Below are 25854 nucleotides of genomic sequence, written 5' to 3'. Positions count from 1 at the left end.
GCAGCCTGGTGCGTATTGCCCCGGGCTGAAACGTAAAAACGCAGGCCCTCCGTGGCCCGGTTGCTCGACGTTCGCTTAGAACTGGTAGCTCAGCGAGGCCGTGACGTTGCGCGGCTCGCCATACTCAAGCTGGTTGTAGAAACCAATCTGGCTGTAGTAGGTTTCATCCAGTAGGTTATCCACGTTCAGCTGCACAGAAAGCTGTGAAGTAATGTCGTAGCGAGTCATTAAGCTCACCAGTGCGTAAGCATCTTGCTCCAAACGCTCATCTTGGCCGGTAACCGGGTTTGTGGTATCGGTGTAGTTTTCACCTTGCCAGTTAACACCGCCGGCAACCGTAAGCTTGTCCAGCGCACCACCAAACTGATAAGTGGTGTACAGCTTAATCAACTGGTCAGGCTGATTGGTGTTAACGGGCTCGCCATCGGCATCTTCCGCCTCAAACGCGGTATAGCTTAAGCTTACATCCCAGCCGTCGGCTATCTCACCTACCATTTCCAGTTCTATACCCGTGGATTCAGCGCCGTCTGCGCCATAGGATGCCTGAACAGGCGGTTCAGTGCCGGGAACGGTTTGTCCCACATCCGGCTGCGCCAGGTTTTCCTGCACGACATTAAACAGGGTAACTGTTGTGTGCAGGGCGTCGTTGAAGAAACGACTTTTTACACCGACTTCGTAGTTGATGCCTTCAATTGGGTCCAGGTAGTCGCCATTGCGATCGCGCTCACTTTGCGGCTGAAAAATCTCGGTGTAACTGGCGTACAGCGAGTGCTGTTCGGTCAGCTCATACACCATACCAGCGTATGGCGTAAAAACATTGTCATCACCCAAATCAACTGGCGTGCCGTAGTTTTGGCCGGTTTGCTCCCAATTCGAAATACGGCCACCTAAAATCACTTTAAACTCATCGGTCAGTGATAGGCGAGTGGCGCCGTAAAAACCATCTTGCTTAGTGTTTACCTCTGAGGCAACAGACTGCTCACCCCAGGTAGGTTGAGGGTAGCTGCCATCCCATTCATAAAAGTTGCCAATTGGTGCTACGTCGCTGCGCGCGCGAGTTTGAGAGATAAAGTCCTGATCACTGCTGATCGCACCTAAGGTCAGCTCGTGCTCATTGCCGAAGAGCGAGTAATTGCCACTTAGCTGTGCGCTATAGCTGATTTGGTCGCGTTCGGTTTCGGCGTTGTAGGGGGAGGGGTTCAATCCCATACCTGTGTCGCGATCGACCGTGCCCGACATGTAAATCAGCAGTAGATCGGCTTCATTCACATTGCGATTAACGTTCAGCTTTAAACGCCAATCGTCGTTAAAGTTATAAATTAAATCGGCGAATTGGTTCTGCACGGTAGAGGCCCAAGAGGTCCAGTCCGCACCAATGGTTTTAGAGCGCTCCCAGTCGGTACGACCGCCATCACTAAACCACACCGGCAGCCCACCCCAGGTTGAGGCCGTTGGTTCATTGTCTTGATAGCTCGCGCCCACACGCACCAGCAAGTTGTCGGTCACATCGGCATCGACAACGCCGTAGAACACGCTGGTTTCATCGCCGGCTAAATCGCGAAATGAGTCTCCCTCTTCGTAGTTAGCGACCACACGACCACGAACACTGCCCGAGCGGTTAAGCGCGGTACCCACATCAGCGGTGGCCGTGTAGGTATCCCAGCGGCCCACGGAAGCATTCACTGAACCAGTCAGTACCTTGCTGTCGGCGTGTTTACGTACCAAATTGACAGAGGCAGATGGGTTACCCGCGCCCGTTAGTAAGCCGGTGGCGCCACGCACAACTTCAATGCGCTCGTAAAGGGCGGTATTTGATTGAGTTTCGCCAGCATCGCCACCCGAACTCCAGGTCATGGGGATGCCATCAATTTGGTAGTTGTCGATAGAGAAACCGCGCGCAGAGAAACTCTGTCGAGAGCTGTCCAAACCACGTGCCGATACGCCTGGGGCGTTGTTAACCACATCGGTCAGGGTGCGTAAATCTTGGTCAAAAATACGTTGGCTGGTCATTACGCTCACTGATTGCGGCGTTTCGTATAGGGTCAAACCAAGGCCAGTCGCTGTATCCAGGCGATCGTTGGTGGTGAATCTGCTGGTTACGATCATCTCTTCGATGGCCGCATCGGCTTTTGCCTTTTCCTCATCAGTCAGTGTTTGCGCGTGAGTTGCGGCGCTGATGGCGACACTCAGTGTCAGTAGGGCAAAGCTAGGGCCATAGGCGCGGCGCGCCATAATAGGTGTGGTCATAAGATCCCCCAAGGATATATGGAATTTGGTGACAATCTTAATGATAACTATTGTCAACTGCAATCAATTTTTCAAAAATATCGAATGCGAGCCCTAACGTTTGCGTCAGGAATAGATATAAAGGAGAAAGCGAGCCATCGGACGATGGCTCGCAGAAGGGGGGGAGGGTTATTCAGCGACCGCGCTGGTAATGGCGTCGATCAACTCTGGCTCAATCTCGGCGCCGCTGTAGCGGTCAAACAACGCAAAGCCGCCGTTTCCGGCGTAGCCGTTATCCCAATACACAGGCACCAACTGGTGGTCAACCGCCGATTGAGTGATGTACTCGTTCCAGTAGTTCCGGTAAATCTCGTGATCCGACACGTTCTGGCGGGAGATTACCCCGTACTCACCCAAAATTACGCCAATACCCTGATTAACGAAATTTGTCTGCATGCGGCTGAACTGATAATCCACATAAGATTCGTTGGCCCAGGTCTCGGTCACGCTTGGGTCAGTGGCAATTGAGCCCCACTGGGTAATATTACTGCTTTGGTTAAGGGTAAAGTTGTAGGGGTCATAGTAGTGCACCTCCATCAACAAACGGTCGCTAGCAGGGTCGTTGGGAATCTCGGCAAAGTTGACCGTGTGATCAATATTGGTGTTAAAACCCTGTACCACGATATAGCGATCGGCGTTATTGCCACCGGTAGCCCGCACCGTATCCACAAACGTCTGGTTAAAGCTGTTTTGCACGGTGTAATACTCTTCGGTCGGCGTGCCATAGTCGCCTTCAACCATGACTTCATTGGTACCGGCAAACAGCAGGCGATCATCGTAGGCCTCAAAGTGTGTGGCAATTTGCTCCCACATGATAGCCAGGCGATTATTCACGTACTCCTGCTCGGCATAGGTGGGTTGCATCCAACCTTCGTCCCAGTGAATGTTCATAATCACATACATATCCGCGTTCAAGGCGTAGTTAACCACCTCTTCTACGCGGTTCATCCAGCTTTGCTCGATCACAAAATTCTCGGGGTCCGAGAACTTGCTCCAGGCCACTGGCACGCGAATGGTTTTAAAGCCTGCATCCGCCACTGAATTAATCAGCGCTTGAGTCGTTTCTGGGTTACCCCAGGCAGTCTCACCGCCAATGGCATCCAGGGTATTACCCAGGTTCCAGCCCACGCCCATCTCACCGGTCAACTCTACCGCGGTTAATCCTTCACCGCCGGACGACGAGCTACTGGAGCTTGACGACGAACTGCTGGAACTGGAAGAGGAGCTGCTGGAACTTGACGAAGAGCTGCTGCTAGAAGATGAGCTTGCGGTGCCGCAGATATCGCCGGTAACCTCAACCGTCTCGACCCCGTTAGGGGCATTGACCTGCATACCAAAACTTACGGTTTGACCAGGCTGAATACCGCTGTTCCAACTCATATTGGAAGCGGAGTAGGGGTTAGAACCACTCAGGTTAGCATTCCACAAATTGCTAACGGTGTTTGATTGATACTCCCAGTTTACGTGCCAGCCGTTAATGGGCGTTGGGCCGGTATTGGTAATTTCAATATTTGCGATTGCACCGGCGCCCCAATCATTAACGACTGTATAGCTACAATCGGCCGACTGGGCATTAGATAAGGGCATATAACTCAGGCTCGCGCCCAACACCGCCACTGTGCTGAGCTTTTTCATTGTTGAAAACATCATTTGGCGTGTCTCCTTATTGCGATTATTTGTGACTTTCACCAGAACTCAAGAATCTATTTACTTGAGGGTTAAACACTGCACGCATGGCATCCTCCGAGGTGTTTCTGAGCTGAGGCGTTTGCAATTATTGTAATTTTCTCAGAAGAGATAATAACCATAAGCGGCAGATTGAGTATATCGACCTAAGCTTTGACGGCGGGATTTTTTCGCAATCATTATCGAGAATGTCATCACAAAAAATAACAGCAGAAAAAGGGCTAAACACTTAAAGAAATGAACGGACTTATGATTAATAACAAAATGCAACAATTCTCTGCTGCAAAGAAAAATACTTTTATCTCTGTCACCTTACGTGAGATAGATATTTAAATTCATTCTCTAAGTAACGCGCCCTTCGACGTTACCGAAACTGATAATAATCACTTTAACGATCACAAATATTTATCTGTAAAAACTTACAGGACGAATCTAATTTTTTAATAAAATAATGCGCTTTGGGTCCATAGGTAAATGCCCTAGAAGCTGGTGCAGAAAAAGCAAATATCGGAGCCTATGTCGTGGTAAGTGCCAGCTTTCTTAGCTCAATAAAGGTATGCCTTAAGGATCCACTCTAAACAGTTCATCTGGCAGAAATGATTGCTCAAGCTGTTAAGCCATCACCCTCTAAACAAAGCCGGTGGAATTCCGCCAAGCTCAAAGGCCGCCGAGCGGTTAATCTGCACATATAAACCCATGCTATTTGGCATCTATATCTACAAGGTATATAGTTGCTCTAACCAACGGCCAACAAGGACATCCGCCGTGAATCAAACGCTAGCCCCAAAGCCATTTCGTATATCCATGCGCACCTTGGTGGTGTCTACAGTGGCCCTAACACTGTTGCTCACAGCAGGTTTGGTCATCTTGCTGCAGTATTATTTCACCCGCAATATGGCCATAGAAGCCGCGGTTGATAAGTACCAGCTCGCCGCTCTTAGCACCAGCCAGTTTATCGAGGAAGAGGAAAAACGCGGCATACAGCTCACCCGGCTGCTATCGCGCTATCCGTCACTGCTTGAGCCAGACGCGCAGGACCTCAGTATGCGCGATCTATTCGCCGAGGTAATGCTAAGCAACAACATATTTTTCAGCATTTATGTGGGCTTTGCCAATGGCGACTTTTACGAGGTCATCAACCTCAATAACAGCCCTCGGGTGCGCGAGCAGTTACAAGCCGAGGCTGAAGACCGCTGGGTGATTAACCGGGTTTACCAAGAGGGCGGCCAGCGTATCAGGCAACTGACGTTCGTCGATCACGACTTTCGCCAGCGTCACCAGCGCACCGAGCCCAGCAGCTACGATGTGCGCCAGCGCATGTGGTTTACCGATGCCACAAATCAGGCGCAGCGCTCGGCTCCCTACATTTTTCAGTTCACTCAAGACCCGGGCAAAACCTTCTCTATCAAAATACCTGACAGTGATGCGGTACTGGGTATTGACGTGACCTTGCAGTCGTTTTCTACCTATTTACGGGAAAATCCCCTCGGCCGCGAGAGTGAGGTTTTTGTCTATGATCGCCAGGGTACGGTGATCGCTTCGAATCAATTAGCGCAGTTGCGTGAGCCACAGCTAGCTATAGAGCCTGTTCCTTTAAGCGATAGCGAAAAAGCCTATATACAATCTTTAGGGGCACTGCAGGTTTCCAACGAAACCGATTGGCCGCCAATTGATTTCGCCGTTGCCGGCGAGCCCAAAGGCTATGCCGTAGAGTTAATTGAGCTAATGGCGGCCAGCTTGGAGTTGCCCATACAGTTTATTAATGGATATACCTGGCCCGAGCTGCTAGAAAAGTTTGAAACCGGTGAGATCGACCTACTGCAACCTGTGCAGGATACTGAAGAAAATCGCCAGCGAGGCCATATCACCCGGGCCTTGCTACACACTCCTTACAGCGTCGCCTCTCATGTGGATACGCCAGCGGTCAACTCAATGGCCCAGCTGTACGGTAAAACCGTGGCCCTCCCTCAAGGCTGGTCTTTATATAGCTTACTTGCACAGCAATACCCCGAGATAAAATTAGTCGGGGTCGACTCCACCAAAGAGGCGTTAACCGCCGTTAGCGAAAAGCGTGTCCATGCCACCATAGACGCCGATGCCATACTGCGCCACAGCACGCGCGAGCACTTTATTGACAGTATCCAGTTTGGCAGTATTTTGCCTGAATCAGGCACGAGCATAGCCGACAGCTTGCACTTAATTGTGGCTCCGCGGCTGGAGCCTCTGGTACCACTGATTAATCGCGCGCGTGATCATGTATCTGCCGCCCACATTGCCGAGCTTGAGCGGCGCTGGTTTCGCGATAGCGAAAACGATCGAAATTTATCCATCGTGCCCTACAAAGCCCTGCTCGATACACTGCAGCAGCCCGAGAAGATCGGCAAAATGCTACCGATACGAGTAAACGGTGAAAAGCATTTTATGTTTGTCGATAAACTTATGCCCCAAGCAGACAACACAGATTATTTTGCTGCAGTAGTGCCCGCGCAAGAAATTCTTCAAGGCAGCTTGAACCGCATAAAAATATCCCTACTCGTCACCTTGCTGTTTCTACTGCTGTTATTACCGGTTTGCTGGTTTAGCTCCATTCCGGTGGTGCGTCCGATTCGCCAGCTTTTTGACAAGAGTGAGAAGGTCAAGCTGCGCCAATACGACCAGGTAAGCTACTGCCCCTCACGTATTAACGAATTACACGAGCTTTCCAACTCCATGGTGGATATGGCCGAGTCCATCCAGCAGCACGAGGCGCAACAGCGCTCTTTAATGGACTCCTTTATTCAGTTAATTGCCGAGGCAATTGATGAAAAATCTCCCTACACCGGCGGGCACTGCGCCCGCGTCCCCGAGCTGGGGCTGATGCTGGCCGATGCCGCGCACCGCTCGAATCACCCCGCGTTTAAAGATTTTCGTTTTAACAGTGAAGAGGAGCACCGCGAATTTAAAATAGCGGCCTGGCTGCACGATTGCGGCAAAATCACCATGCCCGAGCATATTGTCGACAAGGGCAGTAAGCTGGAAACCATTTATAACCGCATTCACGAAGTGCGCATGCGCTTCGAAGTGCTCTGGCGCGATGCCGAACTTAACTATGAGCGCGCGAGCAAATGCGACCCCGAAAAAGAGCCTGAACTAAAGCAAGCACTACAGCGCCAACAGCAACAGCTGCAAGACGACTTCCGGTTTATTGCCCAGTGCAATGTGGGTGGAGAGTTTATGCACGATTCCGACATAGAGCGCCTCAAGAAAATCGGCTCCACCCCCTGGCTGCGATACTTTGATAACCGCCAGGGTTTATCACCGGTTGAGGAGCAGCGCCTGGGTGCCATTGGCAGCGAAGTAGGGCAGAGCTTACCGGCGCAAGAGACCTTGCTAGCCGACAAACCCGAACATATTATCCCCCGCGTGCGCACAACCGAGTACCCTGAACGCTTCGGCATTAACATGAAAGTGCCGAAAAACCTCTACAACCTGGGTGAAATTCATAACCTGGCTGTCTCTCGCGGAACACTCAGCGAAGAAGACCGCTTTAAAATCAACGAGCATATTATCAGCACGATTCGAATGCTCGACCGCCTGCCGTTTCCACCAGAGCTGCAAAGAGTGCCACGCTACGCCTCCACTCACCACGAGGCCATGAACGGCAAAGGCTACCCCCGCGGCCTGTCGGAGAAAGACCTCACCATTCCCGATAAAGTCCTGATTGTTGCCGATATCTTTGAAGCCCTAACCGCCTCAGACCGCCCCTATAAAAAAGCCAAACCGCTTAGCGTCTCACTGACGATTCTGCACAAAATGGTCGAAGAAGGGCATGTAGACCGCGACACCTTCGAGTTATTTTTAACTAGCGGCGTCTATATGGACTACGCGCGCCGTTTTTTACCCGAGTCACAAATCGACCAGGTCAATATTCAGGAGTTTCTCACCTCTCGCTAAAGTATAAACTCTGAGCCCCAGACCCCTGAGGACCAGAATTCTGTGTTTAAGTGGAAGCTGAGACTTATACAGAACAAGTAAAATCGTCAGTATTAACAAGATAGAGGAAATTAAACGTTCCGTTTAGGAGGAGAAAAATCAACCCTCTCTCTAGGGGGGCTTTAAGAATCAGGTGCACCTTGGGTCAGACGAGTTTATCGAAGACACGCAAGCCTAGATGAATTCGAATCAATTTTTACTTGATATTTTAAAGCCACAGAAGCTCCGCCCACCGAAACCATTAGGGCATTACGTCAATAGCTACGAAGACCGAAAGCAGGGTATGTCACCGGCGTACCGCAGCGGCCACTATACGCTGTCAGAGGTTGATCTTGCGTTTAGCGTGAGCTATGCCACAGTAAATTGAGCAGTACGAGGCTTTGATCAATGGCGTAAGAATGTGATATGTAAGGCCTGGCCCTGATGCTCAGAGTTGCCTCAATAAGTTTAGTTGTGTGGCCAAATGTTGGCAATTTAGCGATTATGTTGGGTTAGATATGTGCAAGTTATTTGTTATCTTTTCTTTGTTAATTTCATCTTGCTCGGTTGCATCGAGCTTGGTTTTTATTAACCTAACCGTTGTTGACTCTCAATCAGAACAACCAGTCAGTGGTGCTAGAGTTCAATTCGCCTTTCAAAAATCAAGGGGAGCAACACTTTCTGAAGAAGTTACAGATTTAGAAGGGAAATCATCTGCTTCTGGTGTTGGTGGGTATGGTGTAAATATACACGCAGAAAAGAAAGGCTATTATTACTCTCGTCGAACCATTACAAAACGCGGATCACTAACTGTTGATTTAAAGCTTCGAAAAGTAGTCAATCCAGTTCCCATGTACGCAAAAAAAGCCAAAATTATTCTTCCCCAGTCTGGCGTACTTTATGGTTTTGATTTCACAAAAGGGGATTTGGTGGCGCCCCATGGCGAGGGCTTAACCCCCCATGTGCGACTGATGGTGGCTGGGGAAAAGCAAGATGTTTTCAATTACGATAAAACACTCACTCTATCTTTTTCGAAGAACGATGGAATCGTTCAATATGATTCAGGTGTATCCGTAAAGGAATCGAAGTTTAAATTCCCTTATCTTGCCCCTGAAAATGGTTATCACAATATATTAGAAAAGCACGAAAGGCGCTGGCAAAAAGAAGTGGGTTATAGCTATGATCATGGCTTAGAAGGAGATTATCATCGTTTTCAGTTGGGTTACGCGTTTAGGGTGAATTCTGAAGTGGATAAGGATGGAGACTTAATTAGCGCAAACTACGGAAAAATATACGGCGAGTTTGCTGCATACCTTCACGGCACGAACACTCCTAGCCTTTCTGATGGGCAAGCAATGGTGGTGTTTACGTATTCGTACAACCCTGTCGCAAACGAACGATCGCTAGAGTTTGATGTTAAAAAAAATCTTTTTGGTAGGCTGCCATCTGAAATATCAGTGTCAGAACCTTAGAATACTAAAATTTCGTTTACGGCTAGTTTTCACTTCGTAAATATAACGTTGGGTTTCGCTATCCGAAATTTTTAAATCGACCAGATAGACCGTCCCGAAACCTGTCACCCACCGGCAGAATTCCGGGTGGTGACAGTCAGTTTTATGGCTATACTCGTTTGCGGCCACTGTATGCCCATTGGTACAACACCGGCAACACTACCAGTGTTAACAGCGTCGACGAAAGAATGCCACCGATCACCACCGTCGCCAACGGGCGCTGTACTTCGGCGCCAGTACCGGTATTCAGGGCCATAGGAACAAAACCCAAACTGGCAACTAACGCGGTCATCAGTACGGGCCGTAACCGAGTTAGCGCACCTTGCACCACCGCGTCCCACAGCTCTTCACCTTTTTCACGCAACTGACGAATAAAGGCGAGCATGACTAAACCGTTTAGAACTGCGATACCTGATAAAGCGATGAAGCCAACACCCGCCGAGATGGACAACGGCATATCGCGTAACCACAACGCTAGTACGCCGCCCGTAAGCGCTAACGGAATGCCGGTAAAAATAATCAGCGAATCTTTTACCGAGCCAAACGCCATGACCAGCAGTGCCAAAATACCCAGTAAGGTTAAAGGTACTACCCAGGTTAAGCGCTGGCTGGCCGATTCAAGTTGTTCAAAGGTGCCGCCATAATCTACCCAATAACCGGGTGGGATCTGGGCCTGATCGGGTATTGCTTGCTGCAATTGTGCGACAACACTGCCTAAATCACGATTACGCACATTGGCGGTTACCACGATACGGCGCTTACCATTTTCACGGCTAATTTGCGCCGGGGCAGGGGTTCTTTGTATTTCTGCTACTTCGCTAAGCGGCACGTATCCGCCTTGCGGTAAAGGGACGGGCAGGGCGAGTAGCTGCTGTAAATCACTCCGCGTATCATCGGCCAGGCGAACCGTGAGAGCAAAGCGCCGGTCTCCCTCATAAATTAACCCTACCTGAGTGCCACCAACGGCCGTGGCGAGTAACTCTTGCAGCAGCTGAACATCCAGCCCGTAGCGCGCTAAGATATCACGCTTGGGGCTAAGAGTTAACACAGGCAATCCTTCCACCTGCTCAATGCGCACATCCGCCGCGCCCGGGGTTTTCGTCACCACCTGTGCAACGCGCTGGGCGGTGTTGCGAAGCACATTAAGATCGTCGCCAAATATTTTTATGCTCACATCCGCTCTGACACCGGAAATAAGCTCGTTAAACCGCATTTCAATCGGCTGAGTAAACTCGTAATTATTACCGGGCAATTTCATTAGTGCGTTTTCGATAGCCACTAATAATTCGGCTTTGGACCGGTTCGGGTCTGCCCATTGATCACGCGGCTTTAGCATCACAAAGGTATCCGCAACATTCGGTGGCATAGGGTCTGTGGCGACTTCGGGGGTGCCAATTTTGGAAAACACCCTAGCCACCTCTGAAAACTCTAGCAGGCGTTGCTCTAGTAGTTTTTGCATTTGCACTGACTGCTGCAACCCCGTGCCCGGAATACGCAGGGCGTGCAGAGCAATGTCGCCCTCATCAAGCTGAGGGATAAACTCGGAGCCTAAGGTCGTCATTAGCCAAATGCAAATTGCCACTAAAGCACTCGCACACAGCAGCACCACAGCGCGACCTTTTAGCGCCCAAATAAGCAAGGGCTTGTAAACCCGTTTTGCGCCTTTAATAACCGCGCTTTCTTTTTCGCTGACTTTGCCCTTTAAAAATACCGCCACTGCGGCCGGCACCAAAGTAACGGAAATAATCATTGCGGCCAGCAAAGCCATAACAACGGTGGCCGCCATAGGGTGAAACATTTTGCCCTCAACTCCGCTAAGGCTAAAAATTGGCAGGTAAACCAGAGTAATAATGGCCACACCAAATAAGCTGGGGCGTATCACTTCAACCGTTGCCTGGTAGACGACTTCCAGCCTTTGTTTTAACGGCAAGGCTTCGGCGTTCTTACCCTGCGCCAGAGATAATCTCCGGACGCAGTTTTCTACAATAATGACAGTGCCATCGACAATTAGGCCAAAGTCTAAGGCGCCTAGACTCATCAGATTAGCTGATACCCCCGTTTGTACCATACCGCTAATCGTCGCCAGCATAGACAGTGGTATCACCGCCGCAGTAATCAGCGCTGCGCGCATATTTCCCAGCAATACAAACAGCACTACAACAACTAACAATGCACCTTCAAGTAAGTTGGTTTGTACCGTAGCAATGGTTTTATCCACCAGTGTCGTTCGATCGTACACGCTTTCCACGCGAACACCATCCGGGAGAGAGGCTTGCACCTCGTCGAGCTTTTCCCCTAATTGCCTGGCGATGGTGCGCGAGTTTTCGCCCACTAGCATCATCGCCGTCCCCATGACCGTTTCACGTCCATCGCGGCTGGCGGCGCCAGTGCGAAGCTCTTTGCCAAGCACTACCTCGGCAAGGTCTTTTACCCGTATTGGTGCCCCCCCTTTATTGGCAACAACAATATTCTCAATATCGGCCACGTTTTTTAGCTGACCTTCGGCGCGCACTAAGAATTGCTGGCCATGCTTTTCAATATAGCCGGCACCGCGATTGGCATTATTACGCTCCAGGGCAGAAATAAGCTGAGTAAGGGTAACCTTGTGCTGTAGCAAAAGCAGCGGATCGGGTTGCACCTGGTACTGCTTGTCGTAGCCGCCAATGGTGTTGATTTCAACCACTCCCGGTACCTGGGCAAGCTGGGGCTTAATCACCCAATCTTGCAGCTCGCGCAGAGCCATCGCATCGTAGGGGGCGCCATTGGCCTGATAGACATTCGCTGATGCCGTCAGGGTGTAGCTGAAAATTTCGCCCAGCCCAGTAGCCAAAGGCCCCATAACCGGTTCAAGCCCCGGCGGCAATTGATTTTTTATTGAGGCCAAACGCTCATCAATTAAATTTCGGGCATGGTAAATATCCGTGCCTTCTTTGAACACCACGGTTACCTGTGACAAGCCGTAGCGAGATAACGAGCGGGTGTAATCCAGCTGGGGCAGACCGTAGAGCGCGGCCTCTACAATAAACGTAATGCGCTGCTCAGCTTCCAGTGGTGAATAGCCGGGGGCCTCGGTATTAATTTGTACTTGAACATTGGTAATGTCTGGTACGGCGTCGATATTCAGGTGTTGATAGCTCCAATAGCCACTCAACACTAATGCAAGTACCAGGCTTAACACCCAGTAACGTCTGTGCACACTAAAGTGCACGATGGTATTTAACATGTGCGACTCCTTAGTGGCTGTGGGCGGCGCCGGATTTTTTGATATCCGCTTTAATTAAATAGCTGTTGCGTGCGACATAACGCTCGCCTTGTTCCAGCCCCTGTAGAATCTGCGTGTGCACACCATCGCTCGCACCCACCGCAACGGGCTGGGCAATGTAGTACTGGCCCTGCTGTACAAAAACCACGTCTTTGCCCTCAAGGGTCTGTACCGCTTCACTGGTCACAACCACGTCCGCCACCATAAGCTGCACATCGATCTGTGCGCTCAACATATCGCCGGGCACCATATCCTTGTGCGTGTTTTGCAAATGAACTCGGGCAATCACATAGGGAGTTTCGCCGCTACCGGGCACAAGGTGCGCAATAGCGCCTTCATGGGTATGGCCATTGTGTTGAATATGAACGTTTTGCCCTACGGCCACATCAAAACGTTGGGCGGGGAATATGTGTAAATTCGCCCACAGGGTTTCATTGCCAATGATGGTGAACAGCGGGTCGGCAGAGGTTATTTCCCCTGGATTTACCGCACGATGCTGAATAACCCCTGCAATTGGCGCGCGAAGTTCGTAGTTCTGCAAGCTATCGTTCGATTCAATGACCGCTAAAACATCGCCTTGCTTAACGTTTTGCCCCACATTCACCGCCACTGTTTTGACCAGGCCAGCAAATCGCGCGCGCACCTGGGCAAACTGCTCAGGGGGCGTTTGCAGTGTGCCGTACACCTGCACATGCCGCTCAATTTTTCCTTCTGCCGCAACGCTAACAACAACCCCTGAGCGCAGCGCCATAGACTCTTCAATTTCAGTGCTGTCGGCGTGCTCACTTTCGTGTTCGTGTTCGTGTTCGTGTTCATGATCGTCTGCATGGTTGTGATCGTCCGACGCGTTAACCACCAAAGGCAATGCGGCGATCAACACGAAAAGTACGTTTTGTATCCACATAATTTATTCCTGCAATGATTTTTCTACCGCCTCGGCCCCATAAGGGCGAGCGGTTAACTGTTCGATAAGAGTCTGGTTGGCAAGCGCCTCAGCGGCGGCATCAATCGCGTTTATTTCGGCTTGGTAAAGTTCTCGCTGGGCGCTCACCCAGTCCACATAGCTATACCGGCCGCGCTGATAAGCCTGCTTGGTTTGCTCTGCGGCTTGTTGCAAGGCGGGGATGATGTGCTCGCGAATGCGCAGCGCCCGCTGGGAATATTCACGCTGCAAACTCCAGGCGGTGTGCAAACGCTGGCGCAATTGCAGCAGTGAAGCGCGCTGCTCACTGGCCGCTATTTCTCGCGCGGCTTTTGCCGTGTTGATCGATCCGCTCGCCCGGCCCTGAGAAAATAACGGCACGGCAACACCCGCGACTAACGCGGTATCGTTATTGGTTTGCAGTTGTTTTAAGCCCAAACGCCAGCTTAAGTCGCTGCTGGCGTCGGCTTCGGCTAATGCCAGCTCTGCCTCGCGCCAGCGGACAGTGGCGGCCAGCTGCTGATTGACCGGGGCAGACTCAAGTTGCTGCCACAGTTCGGCGAAAGTTGCTGGCCGGGGGAATTGGAACAAGCGGCCATCCGCCTCGCCAACCTCTTGTGGTGTGCCGCCCCAGAAATTTGCCAGTTCAAAACGCTGGCGTTCTATCGCAGCACTGGTGGCGTCTAGCTGTAAACGTGCTTCAGCCAGCAAGGCCTGCGCGCGAAGCTTCTCGGCGGACGGTGCGGCACCACGACTGACCCGCAAGCTAACCATCTGCAAGGATGATTCGGCCAGTTCAGTAGCGCGCTGATTCACTCGCTGTTGCTCTTGCAATGCAAGCAGTTTGATAAACGTACGGTTTACTCGCCCCAAAAGCGATAAAGATTCTGCTTCGCGCTGGTACTGCAATTGCGCCATGCGGCTATCGGCGGCATGCAAACGCGCGTTGCGCTTACCACCCAACTCAACCACCGAACTCAAACTGACGGTGTACTCGGCGTTATCAAAATCTGCAAACTCGCCGCTACCGGCAAAATTTTCGGCCTCAAGCGCAAGCTCGTAGGCCGGCTTCAAAGCGGCAGTTTCAGCCTGTGCTTTGGCCCGCTGAGAGCGGTACTGAAAAACTTGTAAATCCGGATTGGCGGACAAGGCTTTTTCACTTACCTCGGCCAGCGTTACTGCCTGCGCGGCGGGCACAAGCAATACAATACTAATGACATACCACAACGAACCGATACAACGGTTCGCCGCGATAAGGCTCAATGATTTCATTCATAAACCCTTTTTATTGCGTATCAGGCGCCACAAGGCGCAAGGTTAAAAAAGCAATGTGAGGGTTAAACGATGGGAGGCCGATCTATGGAGGAGGGGATACGAGTAAGAGCGCCGATAAATAAAGAAGAGGGCACGCGGTCAGCGCCGTATTCAGCTAAAGAGAACTGCTGCGTGGTAAGGGTTAAATGAGAGCAGTGACTGTGACACTGACAACAATGGTCACAGCTGTCTTCGTTTCCTGGTTCGACATCCGCGTCGTGCATCAAGCCACTTTCATTCGTGGCGTGGTGAGGGTCACTGGTATCGACGCTGGCCGTCAGCTCAGCCGCCGCAATCAATGATTGCAGCAGCATAAGTATTACCATGACGAAACTAAGTTGTTTTAAACGCAGCGCCACTTAAGCGATCCTAAGCAAATATCCGAACACACAGGTCCGTAAGTTAAGTAAGAGGGGAATGTTAACACGCATACCTCATCACAAACACCCAGTCTCTTCTCAATGCTCTCGCCAATCTTGTCTAAGCCCATAAAAAGTATTATTGTATTATATTCATATATAAAAACTCTCTGACTTAAGCTATTTAAAATACTGTTTTTAAACGATTTTTAATATTAACGCGCACCAACAAATAAACTGAAAATAGCTAAGGCGGCGACAAAACAGCAATTTCCACAATTAATAAGGATAAAACCCGTGCTTTCGCAACTTTTAAACCTTCTTAACAATCGGCGTTTGGTCATGCTAGCAGGGGCCCTTTCGGTCTCAGCTTGCCAGTACTCAGCCAACAGTGAGAAACAGGGCCAGGCTCAGGCGTCAGAATCGCCCCCTGAGTGGGAGAACCCGGCTATTTTCGATCAGGGCTCACTGGCCGATCGGGCCTACTTTGCCACCTTTACCGATGCGCAAAAGGCCAAAACGGGCACCGACCGAGACTCGAGCCTGTACCACTCACTGAACGGGGAATGGCACTTTAATTTTGTCGAAAAGCCCGCGCAGCGCCCTATGGATTTTTACAAGCCCAGTGTTGATGTGTCCGACTGGCCGCTGATTCCCGTGCCGTCAAACTGGCAGCTGGAGGGCTACGATCATCCGATTTTCGTCAACCACGGTTACGCCTTTCCCGTGAACAAACCCTATGCGCCAGAGTACAACCCGGTGGGTTCCTACCGCCGTGACTTTACCGTACCGGAGCAGTGGCAGGACCAGCGGATCATTCTCCATTTTGGTGGTGTTGACTCCGCGTTTTACGTGTGGGTAAACGGAGAAAAACTCGGCTACCGGGAGGATGGCAAACTGCCTGCCGAATTCGATATTACCGATGTTGTTAAGGCGGGGAATAACACTCTGGCGATTGAAGTGTATCGCTGGAGCGACGGAAGCTATCTGGAAGATCAGGACATGTGGCGCATGAGTGGTGTGTTGCGCGATGTGTTTTTACAGGTAGCGCCCAAAACCCAATTGTGGGATTTCCATGCAGACGCATCGCTTAAAAACGACTACCGCGACGGGGAGTTGGCCTTAGAGGTCGAGGTGGCCAATACGCGCACCAAAGCGCAGGATGTCACGCTGAAATCCGCCGTCTATGACGGAGACGAGCTCTTGTGGGAGAAGGACACATCCCTGTCAATTGATGCCGGGCAAACCTCTAACGTCGAGCTCGGCCACGTGTTTCCAAATGTGAGTGCGTGGTCCGCCGAAACCCCCAAGCTGTACGACTTGTGGCTCACACTGAGTCAGCCGGGTGAGGACGACCAAATCGTGCGCCAGCCCATCGGCTTTCGCAGTGTGGCGATTGAAGGCGGGCAGCTTCTGGTCAACGGCAAACCGATTCTCATTAAAGGCGTTAACCGACATGAACATGTGCTGAGCACCGGACATGTAGTCAGTCGCGAAAGCATGCACGAAGATATCGAGCTGATGAAACGTCATAACATCAACACGGTGCGTGCTGCTCATTACCCCAATGATCCATACTGGTATCAGCTGTGTGACAAGTACGGCTTGTACGTTATCGACGAGGCCAATGTGGAAGCTCATGGCTTTGGCTTTGAAGAAGAAGGCAGCCTGGGTAATGATCCGCAATTCAAAGAGGCTCTGCTGGATCGCGTGCGCGGAATGGTCGAGCGCGATAAAAACCATCCCTCTATTATCTCCTGGTCGCTCGGCAACGAAATCGGTCCCGGACCGACCATCTCGGCCGCTTACGAGATGGTTAAAGAGATGGAAGATAACCGGATCGTGCAGTATGAAACGCGCGAACAGTGGTACAAAGAAAAGATGACCGACGCCCTGGGTTGGATGTACGCCGGGATCGAGGAAATCGAAACTCAGTACCTTGGCAAGTATCCCGATAGACCGTTCATCTGGGTTGAGTACGCACACATCATGGGCAACAGTGGCGGCAACCTAAAAGAGCTGTGGGATTTTGTCTACGAACACCCGCAAGTGCAGGGCGGTAGTGTCTGGGATTGGGCCGATCAAGGCCTTTACGGTACCAATGCCGAAGGAAAACAATACCTAGCCTATGGCGGCGACTTGTCGCCGGAAGGAACCCGCAATGCGGGTAACGGCCTTGCCAACGGTCTGGTCAGCTCTGATCGCACCCCATTCCCTATGCTGAAGGAAGTCGAAAAGGTTTATCAGAACATTGCCGTAGAGCAGGTGGATCAGGGTCGCTATCGAGTGGTTAACCGCAACTTCTTTAAGGACTTGAGTTATGTCGAAGGTACGTGGACCTTGCTGGAAAGCGGCACTCAAGTGGCCGAAGGCCAGCTGCCCGCACTGGACACCGCACCGCAAGAGAGCACCGAGCTTGTCGTGGAAAAACTGCAGAACTACGCCATGAGCCCCGATGCCGAGTATGTTGTGAACTTTGCCTTCACCCAGGGTGAGCAAGAAGGTGTTATACCCGCCGGCCACAAAGTCGCGAGCGAACAGTTTGTGTTGCAACAAGCGCCCGCTGCTGAGCCGCTACAGGCGGCGAAAGATTTGACGGTAGAAGAAAGCGATAGCCAAATCACTATTAGCAGCGGCGACGTCGCAATAGTGTTTGATACCGAACAAGGCCGCATGACGAGCTATAGCGTGGCAGGCACCGAGCTGGTTAAAGAGGGGCTTTTGCCAAACTTTTGGCGCGCGCTAACCGATAAGGACTACGGCAACAAGTTAGGCGAAAAAGCCGCATCTTTTTATAAAGATGCGGGCGCGCAAGCCGAGGTCACCGATGTAAGCGTGGAGCGTGATGCAGGGAAGGCCATAGTGCGCTTCCAACTGCACTTCGCGTCGCTGAATAGTGATGGCAGTGTCACTTATCGCGTCGGTGCCGATGGGGCCGTTGCCGTAGACTACCAGGCCGAGCTTTCGCCTGACCTGCCCGAGATGCCACGTTTTGGCCTGAAAATGCAAATGCCGGATGGATTTGATCAGGTCGCCTGGTATGGTCGTGGCCCCTGGGCCAACTATCAGGATCGCAAGTACGGTGCCGATTTAGGTATTTATCACGCCGAGGTGATCGACCTTTATACGCACTACATCCGTCCGCAGGAAAACGGCAATCGCAGTGATACACGATGGCTGGAAATCCGAAACGACCAAGGTGTCGGTTTGAAGATTTTCGGAGACCCTCAATTCGACTTCTCTGCGCATCACAATACAATTGCCGATTTTGACCATCCGATAGATGGCCCCAATCGCCATGCCATTGATATTGTGCCGCGCCCCTTAACTGAAGTGACATTAGATCTGCGTCAGCGCGGCGTCGGTGGGGACAACAGCTGGGGCGCCACGCCCTATGAGCCCTACCGTTTGCTGCCCAGCAAGCAGCAAAACTGGCAGTTGACTCTGCAACTGCAACCCTTGCAGTAAACGCTTACCGGCACGGTCCCCACCGTGCCGGCTTTTCCTCTCTACACTTGCTCAAACTTCTTTATCACCAGAGGAATAGGCAAGAACCCTCCAGAATCGTGCCTATAAAGTATCCATCACAGCCCCCATACTAAACCTGTCGATCACGCTATCCGTTAGAGGTTTTTATGAGTCAGAATATTGAAGGAAAAGTTGTTGTTATTACCGGAGCCAGCAGTGGCCTGGGCGAGGCGACTGCTCGCCACTTGGCTGAGCGCGGCGCCAAACTCGTACTGGGCGCCCGCCGCATGGACCGCATTCAAACCCTGGCAGATGAATTGAGTAAAACCGGTGCCGACGCCGTCGCGGTGCAGACCGATGTTACCCAGCGCGATCAAGTCGAAGCGCTGATCAAAACGGCTTTGAACACCTTTGGCAAAGTGGATGTACTGCTAAACAACGCTGGCATTATGCCTCAGGCACTGCTGGAAAAATTGCAGGTGAGTGAGTGGGATCAGCAGATTGATGTCAACATTAAAGGCGTGCTCTACGGCATTGCCGCCGCCTTACCGCACATGCAAGAGCGTAAATCCGGCCATATTATCAATGTATCCTCGGTAGCCGGGCACAAAGTATTGCCGCCGGGCACCGTTTACTGCGCCACTAAACACGCGGTGCGCGCTATATCCGAAGGCCTGCGGATGGAGATGACGCCCTACAATATCCGCAGCACAATCTTATCGCCCGGCGCGGTAGCCACCGAGTTAAACAACTCCATCACCGACCCGGAAGTTGCTGAAGGCATGAAGGCGTTTTATGAGCAGGTCGCCATTCCCGCCGACTCCTTTGCCCGGGCGGTCGCTTTTGCGCTGGAGCAGCCAGCAGATGTCGACATTAACGAGATTTTATTTCGTCCCACCGCGCAAGAAGTGTAATACCCACCGCCGCTAACGGCGGCGGTAACCGTTTTAATCGCTAATGTGAACAAGGAGGACAGACCATGAAAACATTTACCTCGGCGCTGGTTGCCAGCGTACTGGCCACCACAGCAACCGCATGGGCCGATGAATCCACCCCGTCCATGACCATCACCCGTAACGGCGAACAGGCCTCGGTAGAGGGCCCAGCCAAGGTATTTACCGGTTCGGCGCGCATTGATCCGCTGTTTGACGGTTCGGACCAAGACAAGGGCGCCGCTGTTTATGTCACCTTTGAACCCGGCGCGCGCTCAAACTGGCACACCCACCCCGGCGGCCAGTATCTGATCGTCACCAGCGGCGTTGGCTGGGTGCAACAGGAAAGTGGAGAGGTAGAAACCATTAAACCCGGCGATGTCGTCTGGACACCGCCCGGGGTAAAGCACTGGCACGGCGCCAGTGATTCGGTGGGCATGACGCATATGGCCATTCAATTTTTCGCTGACGGCGAAGTGGTCAATTGGCAGGAAGCGGTGACCGATAAGCAATATCAGCAATAGCCTCAAAGCCAGTGGCTGCCGGGCAGCTACTGGCCGTTTTCAAGAATTCTCGGAGCCTGAGATGTCTACCATAGTGCTTACCATTGGCGCACAGTCGCTGCCCATACAGCTGCTTGAGCGGCCATACACCCAAGCACTAATGGCGCAGCTACCTCTAGCGCTAAGCTGGGAAGATTTTGCCGCAAGCGAAAAAATCGCCTACCTACCCACACCCCTAGACACGCGGCTTGCCCCCGATGGCTGCGATGCCAAAGCCGGCGACTTGGCGTACTACGCTCCCTGGGGAAACCTCGCGCTTTTTTACCAAGACACCGGATACGCCCGTGGGCTTATTCACCTGGGCAAATGCGATGGCGATATCGATAGGTTTTTGACGCTGGATTGGGAGAGGGCGAGTCTAAGTATTTGAGCACCAATGGCAACCGGCGCCGCTCCAGGGCGGCACCCACTTGCTAACTAACCGGCCATTAACAAGCGTCGGCTGCTCAGATTAACTCAGGGCTCGGTAGGTAAAATCAGAGAGCGCGACCTGACCTTCGCCGCTGCAATACAGGGCGACACGTAAACTTAAAAAGCCACCAAACACATTGTGATGAATACCCGATACTTCCATGCGTGTAGGATGAGTGCGCCAGCTTTTGCCGCCATCGTGAGAGTACTGATAAGTCACCACGTGCTTGTCATTAATCAGCCGCACCCGCACCGAGCGCGAAGGGATTTGAACCGCCGCCCAGGGGTGCTCTTCGGCGTATTGATAGTTTTTCACCACGTCTTTAGTAAAGCCTAAGCCCACATAAGCTTTGTGATTGTAAAACAGCAAGATACCGGCTTCCGCGTCGTCTTCGATATCCAGATTCACTTCTACCTGGTAGGCATGGTCGGCGGGAAAACACGTTAACGGAGACGTATCCGCCGGGCCATTGCCGTCGGCTGTTAACAGCAAACGCTTATCGCCGTAGCGGGCTCGCTGTTCGGCGGCCACCTTAGGGCTGTCAAAACTCCACTGAATACCTAGTTTGTTCTCGCTAAAGTCATCCGACAGGGCAAAAGTGCCGGAGTTATAATTCGCGGGCTTTTGCGGCGCCGGCAACGGCTGAGACAAATCCCCGCCCAGGGCTTTAAACCAGCCGTCATCGGTCCATTCAATCGGCTCCATTAGGGTTTGTCGCCCCAAGGTGCGGTAGCCGTTTTCGTAGCCGTGATAGACCATCCACCATTGCTCGCCCGGGCCCTCAACCAGGGTGGCATGGCCGCGCGACCACCAGGGTTCATCCTCTGACAGGGTGCGCACCAACGGGTTGTGGGGGCAGTGCTCCCAGGGGCCGTGAATAGAGCGGGAGCGGGCAGCGATTACCATATGCCCGGTTACGGGGCCCGCCGTACCGCCTACCGCAGTGACCAAATAGTGGTAGCCGTTTCGATAGAGCAACTTGGGCCCCTCGGGGGCAAAATTTTCGGTAATCCAGTGCTCGGGATAACGCCAGGGAGAGTAGGCCGGTTCCAGCTCGCCGTCGGTGGCCAGCCCATCGTCGGTTAAGCGCACTTTACGAATACCGTTGACAAACAAATAACGCTTGCCGTCCTCGCCCACGGCGTGGCCCGGGTCAATGCAGTTGTCCAACTTCATATCCACCGGATCGCTCCAGGGCCCGGCAATATCGTCGGCCCAAATCACGTAAGTACCCCAGCCTTTGCCCGGGGGCAGGGCGGGAATATACACATAGTAGCGATCGCCGTGTTTACACAAATCCAGCGCCCACACGGTGCCGATATTTTGGGTTAAGGCGGCGGTTACCGGCGTCCAGTTGAGTAAATCCTTGGAGTGCCAAATCACAATGCCCGGGTAAGCGTTAAACGACGAAAAGGTCATATAGTAATCATCGCCGTCTTTCAAAATAGTCGGGTCGGGGTGGTCACCGGAGACGATAGGGTTTAAGAACATGCCGTTGCCTAAGTCGGCAACTCGCTGGCCCTCTACTCCGTGGTTGTGCTGAGGCAGTGGCGGAGGGCAAGGCTTGGCTGATGCGCCGGCGGCTAAAGCGGGGGTGGCAGCGCCGGCAAGAGCGGCCTTAAAAAGCGTGCGTCTGGTTGGATTCATGCTAGCGGACTCTCTAAATTGGTTTTTATATATAAAAACCAGATATTAGCATTACGTTAAAGCGACGACCAGCCCCGCCCACCTTTGGAGCCTCAGCCGTTTCTGAGGCTCTAAAGGTCCAGAGTTTGATTGCCAACCTAGAGATTTCTAGAGAAGAATTGTTCGAGCTTCTCCCAAGGAATTAATTGCGTGCGATCGTACAAATCCACGTGACCGGCCCCTTCAACCCAGTAGAGCTCTTTGGGCTCGCCCGCCAAACGGTACGCGTCTTCACTGAACTCCTTAGAGTGCGCCTTATCACCGCTGATAAATAACATAGGACGGGGTGAAATCGTCTCAATATCGTTAAAAGGGTAGAAGTTCATAAACTTGGTATTACTGGAAAACGTCGGATGCGTCGTTAAGTCGCGAGAGCTACTGGCCGGTGTAAATTCACCCCGAGGCGTGCGATAAAAATCAAAAAACTCACGTTGAATCGGATGAGTCTCATGCGTCAATTCATGGACAGTGCCGCTCGTGTATTCGGTTTTACCACCATCAAATTCAACATAGCGCTGCTCCGCCGCCTTGGCGATGATGTCTTTACGTTGCTCGAGCGTTAGAGATTTATTCAGCGCATGACGGTTAGCCGCGCCCATGTTGTACATACTCACGGTAGCTATGGCTTTTAGGCGCGGGTCAATTTTTGCGGCACTAATCGCAAAGCTGCCGCTGCCACAAATCCCGATGACACCTATACGATCACGATCGGTATAATCGCGCGTGCCGAGAAAGTCCACCGCCGCGCTGAACGCCTCTGAATACATATCAGGCGATACAGCGTTGCGCGGATGACCTTCACTCTCGCCCCAAAAAGGTAAATCCAACGAGAGAGTTATAAAGCCCAGTTCTGCCATTTTGGTGGCATAAAGATTAGCGCTTTGCTCTTTTACCGCGCCCATCGGGTGCCCCACAATAATCGCTGGATGCGGCTTACTGCGGTCAGCCGATTTTGGCATAAATAGATTGCCGACAACACGCATCTGGTACTGGTTGTTAAAGCTTACTTTCTCGATGGTAACTTTATCGCTCTGGTAAAAGTTATCTGCTCCTTGTGACATATCGGCCCCCTTTGAGTGAATAGACATTAAAATAAAAAACAAAAATCCAAAAACTTTTTGCATAAAACCTCACAATGTTGAAGCACGCTTGGCTAAGCCGCGCCCTGGGCCAATGATTAACAATGCCGCGACACAAAGCAGCACAGCGGTAAGGAATGTCGCCTGGATTCCCCGAACGTCCAACACCCAACCGCCGAGTGCCGAGCCGGTTAATATCGCCGCCTGAATGGCGGCGACCATCAAGCTGCCAGCAGCCTCGGGAACGTCGTCAAGGTTTTGTGATAGCCACGCCATCCAGGCTACCGACAAGGTGGTATTTAACGCGCCCCAGATGGCCAGCAATACAGCAGTGGGCCCAATACTTGTCCCCAAAAAAATGAGGCCCAAGGTAATCAGGGCCATCCCCAAGGGTAGAAATCGAATCAGCCCGATGGCGTGCCGATGAGCGAGCTTTCCGCTCACCCAAGTACCTACAAAACCGGCTAGCCCCAGGACTAAGAAAAGAGCCGATAAGGCATTAACATCAACTTTGGTTACGGTTTCTAAAAAGGGGCGCAAGTAGGTGAACATGGCGAATGCACCGGCAAAGGTAAAAATGACCGCAGCAATCCCCCTCACAAAGTAACGACGCTTAAAAAGTGATAACAGCGCAGCGACCGACAGAGCATGAGCATTGGGCAAAGAGGGAAGCACTCGCCATTGCCAAATAAAATTAATCACCACGACAGGTACGAGCAGGGCAAATACTCCGCGCCACCCGACAAACGCGCCGAGAAAACTTCCCATAGGCGCAGCAAACGCCGCGGCAAAAGCCTGGCCGGAATACATTATTGCCAGGGCGCGCGAGACCTCATGGGCGGCGACCAAGCGCATGACTACAGATGTAGCCAAAGACCAAAATCCACCGATACAGATGCCCAGCAGAATGCGCGAAAGCATCAAAGCCTCAACGCTGACCGCTACAGTCATCAATACTAATGAAACGAACAGCAGCGTTGTCATACCCAGTAAAACGGATTTTCTATTCCAGCGCCCAGCTAAAGTTGTGACAAACAGACTACTGAAAACAGCGAACAGCCCGCTGATTGCGACGGCCTGACCCACACGCCCTTCACTGACTTGCAAGCTTGTAGCCATGGGGCTAAGCAAGCTCACCGGCATAAACTCTGCGGCAATCAGCAGTGCCACACAAAGGGACATGGAACATACGCCTGCCCAGGGGTGCACCTGTTTCGGTTGTACTTTTAAACTCATTCCATCAGCCTCTACTCCACTGTTAGCGAAGGAGCGTTGCTGCTAACTCGCAGGCTTGCCATATTGGCTGGGCGGGCTTGGCTTAAGGTAGAAAGATCCCCCGGTTTTATTGCCTAATCCTGCAAATACAGGGAAAACTGCTCGACAGCGGATAGGCGACACCCTATGGTTTAAAACACCGCAATTAGGAGAAGATTATGTCCATAGAGGCGCACAGCAATACCGCCACTCTGAGTTCACTTCAGCGTTATCTAGCAACGGACATCGAGCGCCGCACTCGCGATCACGAAGTCGATATAAGCACCGCCATTAAAGGGTTGTCGCTCTTTCGACGAAACACCCCAACGGAGCCGTGCCCCTGCCTGGTAGAGCCCAGTATTGTGTTAGTGGCCGGTGGCGCAAAACAGTTGCTGGTCGGCGATCAAGTCTACGCATACAACGCTGACCACTTCCTGATTACTTCGCTCAACCACCCCGCGAGCTCACAAATACTGCAAGCAAGCCCCGAACATCCCTGCTTGGGCTTGGTGCTTAAACTCAATGTCAGCATAATGACAGAGCTGATGGCGCAGATTCAGCTGCATCCACCGCGTGAGCGTGAACCGGAGGAAAGTGCGGTCATCGGTTCTGTGAGCTCTGGTTTTTTGCAACCGTTCTATCGCTTGTTATGCTTACTCGACGAGCCGAATGCCATTGAGGTAATGGCCCCTCTTATCGAAAGAGAGATTCATTTTCGCTTGCTGCAAAGCGATATCGCCCCCAGGCTTTTACAAATCATTACTGCAGGAAGCCAAAGCCAGCGCATATCTCGGGCTATCGACTGGCTTAAAGCCCACTATAATGAACCACTGCGAGTAGAAGACTTGGCGGCGCATGTGCAAATGAGTAGCTCAAGTCTTCATCATTACTTTCGCAAGCTCACGGCCAAAAGTCCGCTGCAGTATCAAAAGTGGCTGCGCTTAAATGAAGCCAAACGATTGATGGTCAATCAAAATTATGAGGCCGCCCAGGCGGCTTACACAGTAGGTTATGAAAGCCCTTCGCAGTTCAGTCGCGAATACAGTCGCTTATTCGGCGCATCGCCCAAACGCGATGTTCAAAATATGCGTCAAAGTGCGACCAAGACTGTGTCATAAAACGAATTTCAGTAAAAAGAGCAACCGTAACTCAACCGCAAATGTGACGGA

At 51.8% G+C, this 25854-nt stretch carries 16 protein-coding genes; 7 read left to right on the top strand and 9 right to left on the bottom strand.

What is annotated here, in order from left to right:
* Positions 1-75: 75 nt before the first annotated feature.
* Positions 76-2247, bottom strand: a complete 2172-nt coding sequence (locus NHM04_RS02265) for a TonB-dependent siderophore receptor (protein WP_254265433.1) — start codon at positions 2245-2247, stop codon at positions 76-78.
* Positions 2248-2415: 168 nt separating this feature from the next.
* A complete protein-coding gene (locus NHM04_RS02260; RefSeq protein ID WP_254265432.1) occupies positions 2416-3936 on the bottom strand; it encodes a cellulase family glycosylhydrolase in 1521 nt (506 codons plus the stop codon).
* A gap of 801 nt (positions 3937-4737) precedes the next feature.
* Here NHM04_RS02260 and NHM04_RS02255 point away from each other — a divergent pair.
* Complete coding sequence (locus tag NHM04_RS02255) at positions 4738-7905, top strand: HD domain-containing phosphohydrolase (RefSeq protein ID WP_254265431.1); 3168 nt, start codon at positions 4738-4740, stop codon at positions 7903-7905.
* A 494-nt stretch (positions 7906-8399) separates the two neighbouring features.
* Entirely contained in the window at positions 8400-9395 is a 996-nt protein-coding gene (locus tag NHM04_RS02250) for a trace amine-associated receptor (RefSeq protein ID WP_254265430.1), read from the top strand.
* A 148-nt stretch (positions 9396-9543) separates the two neighbouring features.
* On the opposite strand, the gene NHM04_RS02245 is transcribed toward NHM04_RS02250, so the two are convergent.
* The 4 genes from NHM04_RS02245 to NHM04_RS02230 all read right to left on the bottom strand — a co-directional run bounded on the left by NHM04_RS02245 (position 9544) and on the right by NHM04_RS02230 (position 15246).
* Complete coding sequence (locus NHM04_RS02245) at positions 9544-12657, bottom strand: efflux RND transporter permease subunit (RefSeq protein WP_254265429.1); 3114 nt, start codon at positions 12655-12657, stop codon at positions 9544-9546.
* A gap of 10 nt (positions 12658-12667) precedes the next feature.
* Entirely contained in the window at positions 12668-13600 is a 933-nt protein-coding gene (locus NHM04_RS02240) for an efflux RND transporter periplasmic adaptor subunit (protein ID WP_254265428.1), read from the bottom strand.
* Positions 13601-13603: 3 nt separating this feature from the next.
* Entirely contained in the window at positions 13604-14890 is a 1287-nt protein-coding gene (locus NHM04_RS02235; RefSeq protein ID WP_254265427.1) for a TolC family protein, read from the bottom strand.
* A gap of 65 nt (positions 14891-14955) precedes the next feature.
* Positions 14956-15246: a hypothetical protein gene (locus NHM04_RS02230; RefSeq protein WP_254265426.1), complete on the bottom strand. Its 291-nt coding sequence runs from the start codon at positions 15244-15246 to the stop codon at positions 14956-14958.
* 387 nt (positions 15247-15633) lie between these two features.
* Between NHM04_RS02230 and NHM04_RS02225 the strand changes: the two genes are divergently transcribed.
* From NHM04_RS02225 to NHM04_RS02210, 4 genes are all read left to right on the top strand, one after another.
* Positions 15634-18759 (top strand): glycoside hydrolase family 2 TIM barrel-domain containing protein, encoded by a 3126-nt coding sequence (locus NHM04_RS02225; RefSeq protein ID WP_254265425.1) that lies wholly within the window; start codon positions 15634-15636, stop codon positions 18757-18759.
* A 167-nt stretch (positions 18760-18926) separates the two neighbouring features.
* Positions 18927-19673, top strand: a complete 747-nt coding sequence (locus NHM04_RS02220) for an SDR family oxidoreductase (protein WP_254265424.1) — start codon at positions 18927-18929, stop codon at positions 19671-19673.
* A gap of 65 nt (positions 19674-19738) precedes the next feature.
* A complete protein-coding gene (locus NHM04_RS02215) occupies positions 19739-20215 on the top strand; it encodes a cupin domain-containing protein (protein WP_254265423.1) in 477 nt (158 codons plus the stop codon).
* A 61-nt stretch (positions 20216-20276) separates the two neighbouring features.
* Positions 20277-20624 carry a cyclophilin-like fold protein gene (locus tag NHM04_RS02210; RefSeq protein ID WP_254265422.1) on the top strand — a complete coding sequence of 116 codons (348 nt, stop codon included), beginning with the start codon at positions 20277-20279 and terminating at the stop codon, positions 20622-20624.
* A gap of 81 nt (positions 20625-20705) precedes the next feature.
* On the opposite strand, the gene NHM04_RS02205 is transcribed toward NHM04_RS02210, so the two are convergent.
* The 3 genes from NHM04_RS02205 to NHM04_RS02195 all read right to left on the bottom strand — a co-directional run bounded on the left by NHM04_RS02205 (position 20706) and on the right by NHM04_RS02195 (position 24667).
* Entirely contained in the window at positions 20706-22313 is a 1608-nt protein-coding gene (locus NHM04_RS02205; RefSeq protein ID WP_254265421.1) for a family 43 glycosylhydrolase, read from the bottom strand.
* Between the two features lie 137 nt (positions 22314-22450).
* On the bottom strand, positions 22451-23476 hold the full coding sequence (locus NHM04_RS02200) for an alpha/beta hydrolase (protein ID WP_254265420.1): 1026 nt from the start codon (positions 23474-23476) through the stop codon (positions 22451-22453).
* 6 nt (positions 23477-23482) lie between these two features.
* On the bottom strand, positions 23483-24667 hold the full coding sequence (locus NHM04_RS02195; RefSeq protein ID WP_254265419.1) for an MFS transporter: 1185 nt from the start codon (positions 24665-24667) through the stop codon (positions 23483-23485).
* A 197-nt stretch (positions 24668-24864) separates the two neighbouring features.
* On the opposite strand from NHM04_RS02195, the gene NHM04_RS02190 reads away from it, so the two are divergent.
* A complete protein-coding gene (locus NHM04_RS02190) occupies positions 24865-25803 on the top strand; it encodes an AraC family transcriptional regulator (protein ID WP_254265418.1) in 939 nt (312 codons plus the stop codon).
* Positions 25804-25854: the final 51 nt, after the last annotated feature.

The sequence above is a fragment of the Gilvimarinus sp. DA14 genome (genome assembly GCF_024204685.1).
GTDB lineage: Bacteria > Pseudomonadota > Gammaproteobacteria > Pseudomonadales > Cellvibrionaceae > Gilvimarinus.
Note: the sequence above shows the minus strand (reverse complement) of the source record. Positions and strands in the feature narration are given on the sequence as shown.

Bases quoted from the DNA above. Each gene is read 5' to 3' on its own strand.
- NHM04_RS02230 (WP_254265426.1), bottom strand. From the start codon at position 15,246: ATGCTGCTGCAATCATTGATTGCGGCGGCTGAGCTGACGGCCAGCGTC.
- NHM04_RS02240 (WP_254265428.1), bottom strand. From the start codon at position 13,600: ATGTGGATACAAAACGTACTTTTCGTGTTGATCGCCGCATTGCCTTTG.
- NHM04_RS02190 (WP_254265418.1), top strand. From the start codon at position 24,865: ATGTCCATAGAGGCGCACAGCAATACCGCCACTCTGAGTTCACTTCAG.
- NHM04_RS02245 (WP_254265429.1), bottom strand. From the start codon at position 12,657: ATGTTAAATACCATCGTGCACTTTAGTGTGCACAGACGTTACTGGGTG.
- NHM04_RS02225 (WP_254265425.1), top strand. From the start codon at position 15,634: ATGCTAGCAGGGGCCCTTTCGGTCTCAGCTTGCCAGTACTCAGCCAAC.
- NHM04_RS02215 (WP_254265423.1), top strand. From the start codon at position 19,739: ATGAAAACATTTACCTCGGCGCTGGTTGCCAGCGTACTGGCCACCACA.
- NHM04_RS02235 (WP_254265427.1), bottom strand. From the start codon at position 14,890: ATGAAATCATTGAGCCTTATCGCGGCGAACCGTTGTATCGGTTCGTTG.
- NHM04_RS02205 (WP_254265421.1), bottom strand. From the start codon at position 22,313: ATGAATCCAACCAGACGCACGCTTTTTAAGGCCGCTCTTGCCGGCGCT.
- NHM04_RS02260 (WP_254265432.1), bottom strand. From the start codon at position 3,936: ATGATGTTTTCAACAATGAAAAAGCTCAGCACAGTGGCGGTGTTGGGC.
- NHM04_RS02195 (WP_254265419.1), bottom strand. From the start codon at position 24,667: ATGAGTTTAAAAGTACAACCGAAACAGGTGCACCCCTGGGCAGGCGTA.
- NHM04_RS02220 (WP_254265424.1), top strand. From the start codon at position 18,927: ATGAGTCAGAATATTGAAGGAAAAGTTGTTGTTATTACCGGAGCCAGC.
- NHM04_RS02265 (WP_254265433.1), bottom strand. From the start codon at position 2,247: ATGACCACACCTATTATGGCGCGCCGCGCCTATGGCCCTAGCTTTGCC.
- NHM04_RS02200 (WP_254265420.1), bottom strand. From the start codon at position 23,476: ATGCAAAAAGTTTTTGGATTTTTGTTTTTTATTTTAATGTCTATTCAC.
- NHM04_RS02210 (WP_254265422.1), top strand. From the start codon at position 20,277: ATGTCTACCATAGTGCTTACCATTGGCGCACAGTCGCTGCCCATACAG.